We start from the raw sequence: 15721 nt of genomic DNA, 5'->3' as shown, positions 1-15721 counted from the left end.
ACCATGGAAACATTAGAAAGCAAACTGGATCTGACCAAAGCCGATCCGCTCTACTACAAAGCCAAAGTCACTCCCGATCTGATACACCTCGGAGATTACTACTACCTGACCATTGCTGGCCAGTCTGCACCGGAAGACCCTCAGTTTCTTCAGGCCATAGAGGCCATATACGCCGTGGCCTATGGCATCAAATTCATAAATAAGGCTGAAGACAACGATTTTGTGGTTCCAAAAATGGAATGTAACTGGTGGATAGCAGGCGGACTAGCGCAGCAACACCTTTTCACTCAGGCACCCAGATCAGAATGGTACTGGAAAATTTCCATCAGAATGCCAGACATGGTGGCATCTGATCACTTCTTTAGGGCTGTCCACCTGGCCAAAACTAAAAAGGCACATATAAAGAGCCTTGAGGATGTCAAATTTGAATCTTTCGAAGAAGGTCTGTGCGTGCAAATACTGCACAAAGGATCCTGGGAGGATGAGCAACCTTCCATCGGTCAACTGATGGATTATGTGAAAGCCAATCAGTTGGAAATCACTTCTTATCACAAGGAGATTTACCTCACTGACCCAAAGCGGGTGACACCTGAAAAGCTTAAAACTATCCTACGCTATCAGGTGAAAAGATCCGGACTTCATTTAAATCCTATCCAAGCAAATCTGAAAAATGGGCATTAACTCACAAGGACTGAGAACCACGATCTACAAGGTAGATGATCTCGCAGAAGCCAGAAGCTGGTACGAGCGTGCCTTTGGTGTTTCTCCATACTTTGACCAGCCATTCTATGTTGGCTTTGACATTGGGGGGTATGAGCTTGGCCTCCTTCCCGAAAAGGTAGAGGGCATAAGGACCGAAAATGTACTAACCTACTGGGCTGTAGAGGATATTACGGATGCCTATGACAAGATGGTGAGCCATGGAGCCAAAGAACTGGAAACTCCCAACGATGTGGGAGAAGGAATCAAAGTGGCGCTCGTCAAGGATCCATGGCTAAATGTCATCGGCTTGATTTACAACCCTTTTTTCAAGCAAAAGTCGTCTTAGCTCATGATGTGGGTTCACCGCCATTTTTAAATGCCCGTTTTTTATTAAGTTGTCCTGTGAAACCAAACTATAAATTCATGAAAAGCGGAATGATCAGAGGTATTTTATTCATTGCGGTGGGATTATTTATGATCTACTGGGCCCAAACCCATTCACCCAGAGACCTGGGGAACGTAGTTGGGAATGCCATATCAGGGTCTTATACCATGTCCGAACCATGGTACTATGCATGTCTTGGCCTGGGCATTCTGGTAGGTGTAGTGGGAGTCCTCCGGACGTATAAATCCATGAGATAATAAAAAAACCCGGCGAGGCATCTCGCCGGGTTTTCTGTTTCTATTTAATGTGGAAAGTCACCTCTTTGACAGCTTCATTGTTGAGGAAATCCTTGGCCTTCACCACCAGGGTATGCTTGCCCTTCTTCATACCTGAAATCAGCCCTGCATATGATTTGAATGGAGCGTCATCCAAACTATAGGTCACAGAATTCACCCCGGAGGTTTTGTCCGTAGCAGACAGGAATATTCCCGATGTGATAGGATAGACAAGCTTCCCTTCCCTACTATCGGTATTCCCCGTATTAAATTGTATGAAGATGTTAGGTGCCGTAGCATCCAGGTAGAATGTGAACTTGGCAATGTTTCGGTTGTTCACATTATCATACCCATAATAATTGAGGGTGTTGAATCCTTCTCTGGTCAGTGTGAAAGGCTCGGTGTACAGCTCCTCGCCCACATCACCCCCAAGGCTATAGGCAATACTCTTAAAACCTGATTCCGGGTCTGTACCCGTTAGTTTGATTTTCGAATACGGCCCTATGAAAAGCGTATCACTTCTGGTGAAAGTATAATTACCGATGCTGTGATTAATCACTGGGCCTGTAAGGTCAACATAAAATTTGTTCACATTGTGTTTGAACTCTTCAAACCCGCCCTGACCAATGTAGCGGCTGTTTTTACTGTCTGCAGTAGAATTATCAAGATTATCTACCGAGTAGTACTTGATCAGGTGAACCCCGGAAACACTTGGAAGATAAAATGGCTTCTCGTACTTCTTGAACTCCTCATTATCCACCGAATACATCACTTCTTTCACCCCTACTTTGTTGTCCACGGCCGTTAACTTTAGTTTTGTTCTGCCAGAAAAATAAACCTCATCCATCACGATAAACCGGTCTCCCAATACATCTGCAACCATGAGCGGAGCGGATTTATCAAGGAAGAAAGTGAAACTCTTGTGCTCCTCTACATTTTTGACCTTATCCTCAGCATAGTAGGTAATGGTGTGTTCGCCCTCTTCCAGCTGGGCAGTTGGTAATTGCAATCCATTGTACTTTTTGAAGGGCTGATCGTCAAACTTATAGTAAACAGAAGCGACCCCTGAAATAGAGTCCAAAGCCAGAATATATAGTTTTGAACCGGTGGAGATCACCTCATCCTCAGTAATCCCATTGATGGTAAGATCAGAATATGGCGGTGTGGGATCCACCACAAAGCTTATGCTCTTCTTGCCTTCCACATTGCCTACCTCATCCTCACTGTAATACTCTACTTCATAAATACCGGGATCCTGAAAGGTTAGCGGCTTTTGGTAAGGAGTATATTTTCCATCATTGATGGCATATTCCAATTTTCTGACACCAGATAGCTGATCTTTTGCTTCCAGGGATACGCTGACTCCAGCCTTGTAGTACAGCAGGTCACCTTGAAATTTATTCACATTTTCGTAAGAAACGGAAGTCACCGGAGCAATGCCATCCGCGTATATTTCAAACATCACTTCGCTGTCCGGAATCACCCGCTTGGTTTCAGGATCCACGGCATTCCTCGATCTGATATAGTTAACACCTTCGGTATCCAGATAAAATGGATCGGCGTATTGAGCCGTTGCCTTGCTCTTCAAACGCTCCTTGTCTCCATCTGGTGCATCTGACACAAAAAGGTAAACGGGAGTGGACTTTCGCCAATAGAGCGCGCCGGTTGAGTCTGTGAAGTGTGTGGGACGGTTCTGAGCAAGACATACTGCTCCCGTCAGGAAAACAATTGAATAAATAAAGAATCTCATTTAAAGCTAGGTTTGGTATTCGGTTTTAGTAAATCTTAAGGAAAATTCGGTTCCATTTCCGGGTTGGCTGGAGACTTCAATGAGCCCTCCCACCTTTTCTATAAGTTCTTTACAAAGGATAAGTCCCAAACCTGAGCCCATTTCATGTTCGGTACCAAGTGTACTGTGGTTCGTAGAAATATTAAAAAGAGAGGCAATTTTCTGTTCATCCATTCCGATACCATTATCAAAGATTTTGAGGCAATCACCCTTTTGGTCGGTTTCAAAATCTACTACCACGGTGCCTCCTTTTGGGGTAAATTTGATAGCGTTTTGGACCAGGTTTCTCACCACAATATTGACCATTTGGGTGTCGGATATTAACCTGTCGGTAGGGGATAGATTAGAAATCAATTCAATTTGCTTGGTTGTGGCCTGATGGCGAAGCAACCTGAAGGTTTCTTCCACCAGCTTGGCTACCTCCACCTCTTCTATATGTGGTTCTTCCTTCTTGATCTGAGAGCGTGACCAGTTGAGTAAATTATCCACCAGACTTGCGCTGTTGGTGAGCTGATTCTGAACACTATTGAGTGCTTTTCTCAGATCATCTGACATCTCAAAGTCATCGATAACATAAAAGAAAAAACCCTCCAGGGAGCCAATCGGGCTTCGGAGGTCATGTGAGATGATCGAGAAAATTCGGTCTTTAGTTTCGTTGGCAATTTCCAACTCCCGTCGTTGGACTTCTATAGATTCGTTCTTGAGAAGTAGCTCCTTGTTATACTTTCTGGACCTGAAAATATTGATCAAAATCAGTATGCCAATGACCACTACGGCCAGTATGGTGATGATGAGCGAATTCCTTAGGTAAGCCTTCTGACTCTGAAGCTTTTTGTTTTCGGCCTCCCTGGCTGCTGCGGCCATGGCTGTAAGTTCTTTATCGCGCTCCAACAGCTCTATCTCCACTTCCTTTCTACTCAGATTAGAGTAAAGACTTTGGTTGATAGAGTCCTTTGCCTGAAGCTGGGCTTCTTTCTCGTAGATTTCCAACTGCTGTTTTAGCAATTCTATTTCCTTCTTGGCCTTGTCTGCCTCTAGCACCTGCTTTTCGAGTCTTTCCTCCGCCAGTTCACGGTTCATCCCCTTGATCTCCGCTCGCTGTATGTCTTCATGAAAGGATTTGTAGAGTTCAAAATACTGGAGCGACTTTTCCACCTCACCCATTTTCTCATAGGTTTCGGAGAGCATCCCATAGACACTCCGCATCTGGTGCTTATCATACAGCTCCCGGGCGATATCGATGGCCTCAGAGAGGTGTTTGATGGATTCTGAATACTTGTGGAGGTTATTGAGAACGACGGATATATTCACCAGAGCAGATATGACTCCTGCCGGCTCATTGGAGGCTCTTCGTGCTGCGAGTGTTTTGGTAAATGCCGCCAAAGATTCTTCGTAGCGACCAATATCCGCATAGAGCATTCCAAGGTTATTGTTGATCATGGCAATGCCATTCTCATTGGAAACACGCTCATTGAGCACCAGCGACTTCTCATAGTAGGTAGCCGCTTCAGCATAGTGATTGTTGTTCCAGTAGACGAAAGCCACATCGTTCAGTGCCCCTGAGGCTCCCCGAAAGTCATCCTTGGCGATGAGGGCTTCGTATTTCTCCAAGCTCTTGAATACAATGCCTGAATCACTTTTCGATAGAGGGTATTCCTGAGCATGGCCCGACCAAAAAATCAGGATAAAGAAAAATGCAAGTAATACTCTCAGCATAGGGTATCGAAAATAATAAAAAGGATATTGATACTACTATCCTTTTCGATAGAGGCCATCTTTCAACCAACAACCATTGGTTTTCACTCGAAGAATGACACTCAAACACACAAAGGATTGAGTGCAACCACGAATGCCTTCACCCTAATATAACGAAAAAACCCCTTAAGACATACTTACTCAAACATGAATTGGACGGTTATCAGTAGCCGCCAGACAAGCTTCCTTCACTGCTTCCATATATGTAGGATGCGCATGGGACATTCTGGCTACGTCCTCAGCTGAAGCTCTAAACTCCATAGCGGTAACTCCGGCAGCAATCATATCAGCTGCACGTGCTCCTATAATGTGAATCCCGAGTATCTCATCGGTCTCTTTATCCGCCAAGACCTTCACCAGCCCATCCAGGTCCATAGAGGCGCGTGCACGCCCCAGGGCTTTATAAGGAAATTTTCCTGTTTTGTACTTTCGCCCCTGATCTTTCAACTGTTCCTCGGTGTATCCTACACTGGCTACCTCTGGCCACGTGTATACCACACCCGGTATCAGGTTATAGTTGATGTGTGGCTTCTGACCGGCCATCTGCTCTGCCACAAAAACACCCTCTTCTTCTGCCTTGTGAGCCAGCATGGCGCCTTTCACTACATCTCCAATCGCCCAGATATTGTCTACATTAGTCTTGAGGTGTTCGTCCACTTCTATCTGTCCACGGTCGGTCATCTTCACCCCGGCATTCTCCAAATTCAGACCATCGGTATATGGTCTCCTGCCTATGGACACCAGACAATAGTCACCCTTCAGCTCCAAATTCTCCCCTTTTGAGTTCTCCGCAGTGATGGTCACTTCTTTGCCTTTAGCCGCTACTGCAGTCACTTTATGACTCAGGTAGATATCAAACCCAAGCTTCTTCAATGACTTCTGCAACTCCTTGCCCATAGTGCCATCCATGGAAGGGATGAGGTTATCCAGAAACTCTACCACAGATATTTTCGCTCCAAGACGCGCATATACGGAACCCAACTCCATACCAATGACGCCACCTCCTATGATGATCATGTGCTTAGGCACTTCTTTGAGCTCCAATGCTTCCGTACTGGTAATCACTCTTTTCTTATCCAACTTGATAAAGGGAAGTGATGAGGGCTTAGAACCTGTAGCAATTATAATTTTGTCAGAGGTGATCTCCTTCTCCTCCTTTTGTGATTTGATCAGAATGGTGTGCTTATCTTTAAAGGAGCCAACACCCTCATAAACATCGATTTTATTCTTGTTCATCAGGTACGAAATCCCCTCTACGTTTTGTTTCACCACATCAGCCTTGCGGGCAATCATCTGTTTTAGATTAACCTTGGGCTGGCTGATGTCTATACCATGCTCTTTAAAAGTAGTTTCGGCATTATGAAAATGCTCGGAGGAGTCCAGCAATGCCTTGGATGGAATACATCCCACATTCAGGCAAGTCCCACCCAGAGTAGGGTACTTTTCAATAATGGCTGTTTTGAAGCCGAGCTGTGCAGCTCTGATGGCTGCTACATAACCTCCTGGTCCTGATCCGATTACCGTTACATCGTATTGCATAGTATTTAATATTTGGGTACCCAGCAGCTAGTCATTAACTAAGCCACATGACACAATGGCTCAACGCTATCTGCATTATTTCATTTTTAGATCAATAGGACAAAAGGCTCACTTTATACTCCCAACAAAAGTCTTGTTGGATCTTCCAACAACTGCTTCACTCGCACCAGGAAGCTCACGGACTCACGTCCATCAATGATTCTGTGGTCATAAGATAAAGCTACATACATGATAGGCCTTACCACCACTGCTCCATTTTCTACCACGGGGCGCTCCACGATGTTATGCATCCCCAAAATAGCAGACTGAGGGGCATTGATTATAGGCGTAGACAGCATAGATCCAAATATCCCACCGTTGGTAATCGTAAAGGTACCACCTTGCATTTCGTCAATACTCAGCTTACCATCACGTGCCTTGGTGGCCAGTCTCACCACTTCCTTTTCGATCTGGTCAAAGCTCAGTGACTCTGCATTTCGAATCACAGGCACCACCAATCCCTTAGGAGCCGATACGGCAATGGATACATCACAGTAGTCACTGTAGACAATCTCTTCACCATCGATCATGGCATTCACTGCCGGCCAATCCTGAAGAGCCATTGTACATGCTTTGGTGAAAAAGGACATGAAGCCCAATCCTACCTCGTACTTCTCTTTGAAGGACTCCTTGTATTTTTTTCTAAGCTCCATGATAGGCCCCATGTTCACTTCATTGAATGTAGTGAGCATGGCGGTCTCATTCTTCACGGAGACTAGCCTTCTGGAAACCGTTTTTCTCAGAGAAGTCATTTTCTGGCGATTCTGCCCACGACTTACACCAGATTTTATTTCTGGAGCCTCGAAAGCAGGCTTAGACTCAGGCTTTGCGGGAGCCTTATCTTTGATAACCTCCTGCTTAGGAGCTGATTTTTCAGCGTTCATCGCATCTTCCTTGGTAATACGCCCGTCTTTTCCACTACCCGTCACCGCGTCGGCGGATATTCCTTTTTCCTGTAGGATCTTTGCTGCGGCTGGTGATGCATGTCCCGTAGCATAAGTCTCCTTAGACTCGGAGGAGCCACTGGCTGCGCTCCCTGAAGAGGATGAAGATGCCGGTGCGCTGGCTCCACCCCCATCTGTAACTTCTATCTTACAAATCAGGGCGCCTATTTCCAGGGTAGTACCTTCCTCCGCTATGATCTCCAGCTTGCCATTGGCTTCAGCAGTCAGTTCGAAAGTAGCCTTGTCAGACTCGATCTCTGCAATTACCTCATCCAACTCCACAGTATCACCACTCTTTTTAGTCCAGGACGAAATGGTCACCTCATTGATGGACTCTCCAACAGCCGGTACTTTCATTTCGACAGTCTCCCCGGTAGCCTTGCTTTCCTTAGCAGCACCCGCTGATGCAGGTTCGCTTGTTTTAGGGGCATCCTCTCCGGCCGGAGCCTTCGACTCATCTATAGTGCAGAGTACTGCACCTATATCCAAAGTATCTCCTTCCTGAGCTTTGATACTCAGCTGCCCAGCCGCTTCTGCTGTCACTTCAAAGGTGGCTTTGTCTGATTCCAGTTCGCAAATCACCTCATCCATCTCCACAATATCTCCGTCCTTTTTGGTCCATTGTGCTACCGTGACTTCCGTGATTGATTCACCTACTGCCGGTACTTTCATTTCAAGGCTCATAATTGTCTTATTATATTTCAAATGCTTTATTCACTATTTCTGCTTGTTCACGCTTGTGAACTTTAGAGTACCCTGTAGCGGGTGAAGCCATTGGCTTACGAGCCACTAGTTTCAGTGTTAACCCGGATATTCTTAACATAAATCCCCAGGCACCCATATTTTCAGGTTCCTCTTGTACCCACACCAGTTGCGGGTTATTGTATTTCTTCAACACGGCCTCCAATTGCTTCTTTGGGAACGGGTACAGCTGCTCCAATCTTACGATGGCTACATCCTTTACCTTCTTCTTTTGCTGCTCTTCCTGCAGGTCAAAATAGACTTTCCCTGTACAAAGGAGTACTTTCTTCACGCTCTTGTTGGTCACATAGTCATCACCGATTACTTCCTGGAAGTTCCCTTTGGTAAACTCCTCTAACGGAGAAACTACCTTAGGGTGTCTCAAAAGTGACTTGGGTGAGAACACCACACATGGCTTTCTGAATTCCCAGGTAAGCTGTCGTCGTACCAAATGGAACAAGTTGGCCGGAGTGGTCACATCGGCAACAATCATATTTTCCTGAGCAGTCATCTGAAGAAATCGCTCCATCCTCGCACTAGAGTGCTCCGGACCCTGACCTTCATAGCCGTGTGGTAAGAGCATTACCAGCCCGTTCATTCGCTGCCACTTAGTCTCGGCACTGGTGATAAACTGATCGATCATCACCTGGGCACCATTGGAAAAATCACCAAACTGCGCTTCCCATATCACCAATGCATTGGGTGTGGCCATGGCATAGCCATACTCAAAGCCCAACACGGCGTACTCCGAAAGGAGTGAATTGAAGATTCTGAATGGCTCCTGCTTTTCCTGAATATGGTCCAGGTTACAGTAAGGCTCATTGGTATTGGAGTCAAAGAGATAGGAATGTCTGTGAGAAAAGGTGCCCCGCTTCACATCCTGACCTGACATTCGCACAATATTGCCTTCTGCCAGCAAAGATCCGTAGGCCAGCAATTCGGCATCCGCCCAGTTGAGCATTTTCTCTTCAAAAAAGTGACTCTTACGCTCCTTTAATAATTTATCAATCTGTCGGAGGGGTTTGAAACCTTTCGGAATGGTCGTAAGGGCTTTTGAGACTTTCTTTAATACCTCATCGCTAATGCCTGTCTCAGGTGACTTATCAAAATCCTCGGGTTTAGATCTCCTTAAGAAATGCCACTCCTCCTCTATTTTCTGAGGCTTATATGGCAGTGGCTTTTGTTTCACTTCATCCAGCCTGTCCTGTAGCTGTTGCTTAAACTCCTTATCCAGGGTTTCCGCACGGTCAGGACTGATGTCTTTCCTCTCAATCAATTGCTTCACATAGACTTCCCTTGGATTAGGATGCTTGGCAATCAGGTTATACAGCTTGGGCTGAGTAAATTTTGGTTCATCACTCTCATTGTGCCCATGTCTTCTATAGCACAGCAGATCTATGAAAAAGTCTTTGTTGAACTTTTGGCGGTACTCCACGGCCAGATTGGCTGCAAAGTTGACGGCCTCAGGGTCATCACCATTGACGTGGACGACTGGTGCATCTATGATTTTGGCCAGGTCAGTACAGTATATACTGGAGCGAGCATCGTCATAATCTGTGGTAAATCCCACCTGATTGTTAATAACAAAGTGAATGGTACCGCCTGACCTGTACCCATCCAGCAAGGACATCTGAATACATTCATATACAAGCCCCTGCCCGGCAATGGCCGCATCTCCGTGAATGAGGATGGGAACCACCTTTTTCATATCTCCACGATACTCATCATCAATCTGAGCCCTGGAGTAACCTAGTACGACAGGATCTACTGCCTCCAGATGTGATGGGTTGGGCGCCAGCTTCACATAGATCTTCTTGCCATTGGCCTGAAGGTGACTGGAATACCCAAGGTGATATTTTACGTCACCGTCACCCATGGTCAGGTCAGGGTCGGTGCTTCCTTCAAATTCTGCAAAAATCTCTTCGTAGGTCTTGCCCATAATATTGGCCAGCACATTGAGCCTGCCTCGGTGGGCCATCCCGATCACCACTTCTTCTGCACCTAACTCAGAAGATCGTCTGATGATCTTATCCAGTGCAGGAATGGTGTTTTCGCCGCCTTCCAATGAAAACCGTTTCTGTCCCAAAAATTTGGTATGCAGGAAGTTTTCAAAGACCACCGCCTCATTGAGCTTAGAAAGAATGCGGGTCTTCTCCTCGTCGCTTGGATTTACATCTACACCCTCAGTCTCCACCTTGGTCTTCATCCAATCGAAAATATCGGAGTTTCTCAGGTGATTGTATTCATAACCAATGTGGCCGAGGTAAATCCTTGCCAACCTGTCGCGAATCTCATTCAAGGTGGCATTGGGCAACCCAATCTCTGATCCCACTTCAAAGGTTTCATTCAAATCCGCCTCTGAAAGGTCAAAATTGGACAACTCCAGTCGCACATTATGTGTACGGCGCTGACGAACAGGGTTTGTATCTGATTTCAGATGTGCCCTTGACCGGTGGGCATAAATGAAGTTTCGAACCTTTATTTCCTTAGATCCGGCGATGATCTCCTCAGAGGGGCCACCATCACCATATCTTTGCTGTGAAAACTCGAACCCTTCAAAAAACTTCCGCCAGGATTCGTCTACGTTTTCAGGGTTCTCCTTATATGACTTATAGAGTTCGTCGATGTAGCCCACATCGGCATTGGAGATGTATGAGTATTTGTCCATTGTATGGGCGTTGTTTATTTTTTAGTGGAACAAATATATGGACTGGATGTTTAAGATTAAAATCGCTAACCCGCTTACGCGAATATCGACTGATTTTCAGGTACTTTAGACCGTTCCTTTTATAAACAGAAATTTACAGTTATCTTTGCGGTCCTTTTTAATATAAACTTTGAATGGACGAGTTCCATAAACAAAACAAATTATGCCTGTAAAAATCAGACTATCGCGTCGAGGACGCAAAAAACAAGCCATGTACGATGTAGTAGTGGCAGACTCAAGAGCACCACGAGATGGTAAATTCATTGAGAAGATAGGGACGTACAACCCTAACACTGATCCAGCTTCTATCTCATTGAACGATGAGAAAGCCTTTGACTGGGTGATGAAAGGTGCGCAACCTACAGATACTGTAAAAGCGATGCTTTCATACCGAGGGATCATGATGAAAAAACACCTTCAGATTGGCGTATTGAAAGGAGCTATTACTCAGGAAGATGCAGACAAGAAGTTTGAAATCTGGCTTGCTGAGAAAGAAGCTAAGATTCAGGGTAAAGTTGAGAAACTTTCTGCAACCAAAGCTTCTGAGGCCAAAGCACGACTTGCAGCTGAGAAGAAAGTATCTGACGCCAGAGCAGAAGCCATTGCTGCTAAGAAAAAAGTAGCTGATGACACGCTTGTAGCGGAAATCGCTGAGGCAGGTGCTGACGAAGCTGAAAAAGCATTGGAAGAAGAGGGTAACGAAGCAGTAGCAGCAGTAGAAACTCCTGCCGCTGAGGAAGCACCGGCAGCTGAAGCTCCAGCTGAAGAAGCACCTAAAGCTGAAGAGCCTAAGGCAGAAGCTCCGGAAGAAGCAGCTCCAGCTGCTGACGAAGAGAAAAAAGAGGATTAATCTGGCATCATGGGTTTTGAGGAGTGCTACCAACTGGGTAATGTGACCAAAACTCATGGATTGAGAGGAGAGGTAGTGCTCTTTCTCGATGTAGACAATCCACAGGAATATCAGGAATTGGAATCAGTTTTCATTGACCTCAATGGAAAACTGGTTCCTTTTTTTATGGAGTCATTCCATCTCCAGGGCGACCGGGCCATCGTGGCTTTCGAGGAAATAGAATCCATAGAAGATGCCAGTGAGCTCATCGGCAGAGACCTGTACCTCCCACTCAACAGACTGCCCAAACTCCCAAAAGGCAAATACTATTACCACGAACTCCCGGGTCTACAGGTATTTGACGGAGATCAACTCCTGGGACAGGTAACTCAGGTGTATCAGATGCCCAATAACAACCTGCTGGCCGTGGATCATCAGGGCATTGAAATTCTTATCCCGCTGGAGGAAGCGATCGTTCACACTGTAGATATTGCCGCTGGCAAGATCCTGTGCACCCTCCCCGATGGACTTTTGGATGTATACCTGGATCAGAAACCATGAGACTGGACATCATCACTTGCCTGCCCGAACTATTTGACGGGCCCATCAACCAGAGCATTGTAAAGCGGGCCCAGCAAAAAGGCCTGGTGGAAATCGTCATTCACAACCTGAGGGACTACACCACCGACAAACACAACCATGTGGATGATTACGCTTTTGGTGGAGGGGCTGGTATGGTACTGATGATAGAGCCTATCGACAAGTGCATCTCAGGCCTTCAGTCCAAAAACACCTACGATGAGGTAATCTACCTCACCCCTGATGGTCAAACCCTCAATCAGGGCATGGCCAACCAACTCTCTCTCAACGAAAACATGATCCTCCTCTGTGGACACTACAAAGGCGTAGACCAGAGGGTACGTGATCACTTCGTGACCAAAGAAATCAGCATTGGTGACTATGTGCTCTCCGGCGGAGAGCTGGCGGCTATGGTGCTGGCCGATTCACTGATCCGCCTGGTACCGGGTGTACTCAACGACGAGTCTTCCGCCCTCACAGACTCCTTTCAGGACAACCTGCTGGCTCCACCAGTCTATACCCGCCCGGCAGACTACAAAGGCTGGAAAGTGCCCGAAATACTCACCTCTGGCCATGAGGCCAAAATAGAGCAATGGCGCCACGACGAGGCAGTCAAACGCACGCAGGAGCGCCGACCAGATTTGCTGGGGTAATCCATTATCCCCCGTTCTGCAAACCTTCATTCTTATACTTCTCGTAGGTAAGGCTCTACCCTTTTACCTCTTTATAGGTATTTACAATCCCCCCATTACCCACCACTTTTGATATACTGAAAGAATCTCCGTATTTTCAGTAAAACCAAATCCTAACCTTAAAACTTTAAGAAAATGAAAAATTTAATTCTGGCCACCTCAGTCATATTTATGCTGATTGGCTGCAACAACTCATCTGAACAATTACCCGCTGAACAATCCCTTGGTATTAACGTCTCAGCATCTGACATTTTAAAAGAATTATCCCTTGACAGTACAATAGAACTAGGTCAAGAATTCTCAGGTAATCTATACAAGAACGCAGGTGGCTTTATAACCGTGGACAGCGCCAAACTAAAATTAGAGCGAGGAAGAGCTATTGGCAATGTCCTAAATCAGCCTTATGGATTTGTGTTCGGGTTGGATACCTTGGATAAGTTTATAAAAAACATACGTGATGTGAATGCTCTCTATAAAAAGGATACGATCGAGGCAGTGAGAATCTATTTAGTAAAGACACATAGAAAGTCGGTCACTGCCCCGTACAGGAGATTCAAGCACTTCGATGTAATGATGGTGCCCGTTGTTTCGGATGGATCAAATTTTTTCAACTTGGGTGACGTTGTTGATAGTCTCGCCTTTACTCCGGATTACCCTGGCGTGCTAAACAACTCTCTACCTTGTCCAGATGAATGCCCATAAAATTGATTAAACTTTTGATATATAGCTCCATCTTTTCACCGGTTGTACCTCTTATTGTCAGGATTCTCAATAGGAAGTACAACCTTAATCCATCATTTAAGGTCGTATTAATTCTGATTTGCGTCTCCTTTATTTCAGATTTCACCTCGTTGATTTTAGTCAAAAGTGGAGTAAGTAATTACTTGATTATTAACATATACTATCTCTGTGAAATTCTTTTGACTGGTACGTTCTTCTATCTGACGCTTGGAAAGAAATGGATCGTGATAGGGGTGTTTTCTTCACTATTCGTTTGTTTCATTGGTTACGCTGCCCTCGTTGGAGTTGATCAATATCAGCATGAAATCATACCAATATTTAACCTTTTTTCAATTCTTTTCTCTGTGTTAATTCTAATAGAAATCTTCAAAAAAGGAGAAGACCTTTTCATCGACACTAACCCTTTATTTTGGTTCTCAATCGGGATTTTAGTCTACTTTTCAGGCAGCCTGTTCACAGATGTTCTCAGTAAACAAATTCTTTCAGGCCCATTGACATGGGCCTTTCACAACATCGCCAACATTCTCAAAAATCTCTTATTTGCAATCGGTTTATGGAAAGTCAGAGCGGCAGTCTAGACACAGAAATGGTATTGGTATTGGGCACCAGCGGCATGCTACTCCTCACAGCAGCCATTGCCATTTTCATCTACCTCTATCAGCGGAAGCTAATCAAGCGGAAGCTGGAATACCAAAAAATCGAAGACCTCCTGAAAAAACAGGAACTCCGCTCCGCCTATGCCATGCTGGCAGGCCAGGAGAAAGCCTATAAACACATAGCCGAAGAACTGCACGACAACCTCGGCAGCATCCTGGTCACTCTGAATATGTTTGCAGATACGCTTCAGAAAAAAACAGACCCTGAGTCTCAACGAAAACTGGCCCAGAAAATCAGTGAAGTGGCACAAATCGCCAACGAGTCCACCCGCAAGATCTCCCACAGCCTCGACTCAGGCGTGCTCAAGCACTTTGGACTGGCCAAGGCCGCTCAGGAGCTGGTGGATGCCATCAATGAATCTCAAACCATCACCGTGGCGAGCCACATTCAGATCGGCAATACGCTCGATGCAGAGGTAAGCAAAAACGTCTATCGCATTTTGCAGGAGCTGATCAACAACACCCTTAAACATGCCCAGGCCACACGGATCAATATTGACCTCAACCAGATTGAGGACAACCTCAATTTGATCTTTCAGGATAATGGCGTAGGTTTTGACCTGGATAAGACCCCACCACAAAAGGGCATGGGACTGAGAAACCTGGAATCACGTGTGGAACGAATAGGTGGCCACATGACCATAGACAGCAATAAGAATAAAGGAACCACCACCATCATAGATATACCATTATGAGAAACATCAAAATACTCCTGGCAGATGATCACGCCATAGTCATGGAAGGCCTGAAAGAGGTGCTGAGTGCCGATGAAGAGATTTCAGTAGTCGGATGCGTGCAAAATGGTGAAGAAGTCCTTCGGTTCATCAAAAACAACGAGGTGGACATTGTCATACTGGACATCAACATGCCCGTGATGGATGGCATCACCTGCGCCCGGCATTTAAAAAAGGAATTTCCGAAAGTCAAAATCATCATCCTGACCATGTATGCCCAGCGCTCTTTTGTGGAAGAGATTGTGAAAATCGGGATCGATGGGTGCCTCCTCAAGAACAATACCGGCAAGGAGCTGATCGATGCGGTGCTGCGGGTCATGGGCGGCCGACAATATTACGACCGCATCGGCACCTTCAACTCGCAGGAAGAAGAAGTGACCCAATACAAACTCAGCGAACGGGAGATTGACGTCATCCGGCTCATGTCACAGGGTCTTACCAGCATTGAGATTGCCGAAAAGCTCTTTATCTCCGACCACACGGTCAAAACACACCGGAAAAACATCCTGAAAAAACTCAATGTGAGCAACAGCTCACAGGCTGTACAGTATTGTCTGAGCAATCAGCTGATTTAAAATAGCTTATGCAGATTGGGTACCAATAAATTATTCAAT

14 protein-coding genes are annotated in these 15721 nt (G+C 45.7%); 9 read left to right on the top strand and 5 right to left on the bottom strand.

Annotated features, from left to right (window positions below; all coding sequences use genetic code 11):
• Positions 1 to 3 precede the first annotated feature (3 nt).
• The 3 genes from GV030_RS14410 (at position 4) to GV030_RS14400 (ending at position 1344) form a co-directional block, all read left to right on the top strand.
• The gene (locus tag GV030_RS14410; protein ID WP_159583214.1) at positions 4 to 681 is read left to right on the top strand and encodes a GyrI-like domain-containing protein; all 678 of its coding nucleotides are present in this window, start codon (positions 4 to 6) and stop codon (positions 679 to 681) included.
• Positions 671 to 1048, top strand: a complete 378-nt coding sequence (locus GV030_RS14405; protein WP_159583212.1) for a VOC family protein — start codon at positions 671 to 673, stop codon at positions 1046 to 1048. The genes GV030_RS14410 and GV030_RS14405 overlap by 11 nt, the downstream gene beginning before the upstream one ends.
• 77 nt (positions 1049 to 1125) lie before the next feature.
• Positions 1126 to 1344 carry a hypothetical protein gene (locus GV030_RS14400; protein ID WP_159583210.1) on the top strand — a complete coding sequence of 73 codons (219 nt, stop codon included), beginning with the start codon at positions 1126 to 1128 and terminating at the stop codon, positions 1342 to 1344.
• Between the two features lie 40 nt (positions 1345 to 1384).
• Here the strand turns inward: GV030_RS14400 and GV030_RS14395 are convergent, their stop codons facing one another.
• The 5 genes from GV030_RS14395 to GV030_RS14375 all read right to left on the bottom strand — a co-directional run bounded on the left by GV030_RS14395 (position 1385) and on the right by GV030_RS14375 (position 10837).
• Positions 1385 to 3112: a hypothetical protein gene (locus GV030_RS14395; RefSeq protein WP_159583208.1), complete on the bottom strand. Its 1728-nt coding sequence runs from the start codon at positions 3110 to 3112 to the stop codon at positions 1385 to 1387.
• Between the two features lie 6 nt (positions 3113 to 3118).
• On the bottom strand, positions 3119 to 4867 hold the full coding sequence (locus GV030_RS14390; RefSeq protein WP_159583206.1) for an ATP-binding protein: 1749 nt from the start codon (positions 4865 to 4867) through the stop codon (positions 3119 to 3121).
• A 180-nt stretch (positions 4868 to 5047) separates the two neighbouring features.
• On the bottom strand, positions 5048 to 6445 hold the full coding sequence (lpdA, locus tag GV030_RS14385) for a dihydrolipoyl dehydrogenase (RefSeq protein WP_159583204.1): 1398 nt from the start codon (positions 6443 to 6445) through the stop codon (positions 5048 to 5050).
• 113 nt (positions 6446 to 6558) lie between these two features.
• The gene (gene odhB, locus GV030_RS14380; RefSeq protein WP_159583202.1) at positions 6559 to 8112 is read right to left on the bottom strand and encodes a 2-oxoglutarate dehydrogenase complex dihydrolipoyllysine-residue succinyltransferase; all 1554 of its coding nucleotides are present in this window, start codon (positions 8110 to 8112) and stop codon (positions 6559 to 6561) included.
• A gap of 10 nt (positions 8113 to 8122) precedes the next feature.
• Positions 8123 to 10837, bottom strand: coding sequence for a 2-oxoglutarate dehydrogenase E1 component (locus GV030_RS14375; RefSeq protein ID WP_159583200.1), 2715 nt, complete (start codon positions 10835 to 10837; stop codon positions 8123 to 8125).
• Between the two features lie 202 nt (positions 10838 to 11039).
• Here GV030_RS14375 and GV030_RS14370 point away from each other — a divergent pair, with 202 nt between their 5' ends.
• The 6 genes from GV030_RS14370 to GV030_RS14345 all read left to right on the top strand — a co-directional run bounded on the left by GV030_RS14370 (position 11040) and on the right by GV030_RS14345 (position 15682).
• Positions 11040 to 11726, top strand: a complete 687-nt coding sequence (locus GV030_RS14370; RefSeq protein ID WP_159583198.1) for a 30S ribosomal protein S16 — start codon at positions 11040 to 11042, stop codon at positions 11724 to 11726.
• A gap of 9 nt (positions 11727 to 11735) precedes the next feature.
• Positions 11736 to 12266: a ribosome maturation factor RimM gene (gene rimM, locus GV030_RS14365; RefSeq protein ID WP_159583196.1), complete on the top strand. Its 531-nt coding sequence runs from the start codon at positions 11736 to 11738 to the stop codon at positions 12264 to 12266.
• The gene (trmD, locus tag GV030_RS14360) at positions 12263 to 12937 is read left to right on the top strand and encodes a tRNA (guanosine(37)-N1)-methyltransferase TrmD (RefSeq protein WP_159583194.1); all 675 of its coding nucleotides are present in this window, start codon (positions 12263 to 12265) and stop codon (positions 12935 to 12937) included. Before rimM ends, trmD begins: the two co-directional genes overlap by 4 nt.
• Positions 12938 to 13111: 174 nt before the next feature.
• Positions 13112 to 13678, top strand: coding sequence for a hypothetical protein (locus GV030_RS14355; protein ID WP_159583192.1), 567 nt, complete (start codon positions 13112 to 13114; stop codon positions 13676 to 13678).
• A 592-nt stretch (positions 13679 to 14270) separates the two neighbouring features.
• The gene (locus GV030_RS14350) at positions 14271 to 15068 is read left to right on the top strand and encodes a sensor histidine kinase (RefSeq protein WP_159583190.1); all 798 of its coding nucleotides are present in this window, start codon (positions 14271 to 14273) and stop codon (positions 15066 to 15068) included.
• On the top strand, positions 15065 to 15682 hold the full coding sequence (locus GV030_RS14345) for a response regulator transcription factor (protein ID WP_159583188.1): 618 nt from the start codon (positions 15065 to 15067) through the stop codon (positions 15680 to 15682). The genes GV030_RS14350 and GV030_RS14345 overlap by 4 nt, the downstream gene beginning before the upstream one ends.
• Positions 15683 to 15721: the final 39 nt, after the last annotated feature.

The organism is Marinoscillum sp. 108 (genome assembly GCF_902506655.1).
Taxonomy (GTDB): Bacteria; Bacteroidota; Bacteroidia; order Cytophagales; family Cyclobacteriaceae; genus Marinoscillum; species Marinoscillum luteum.
Note: the sequence above shows the minus strand (reverse complement) of the source record. Positions and strands in the feature narration are given on the sequence as shown.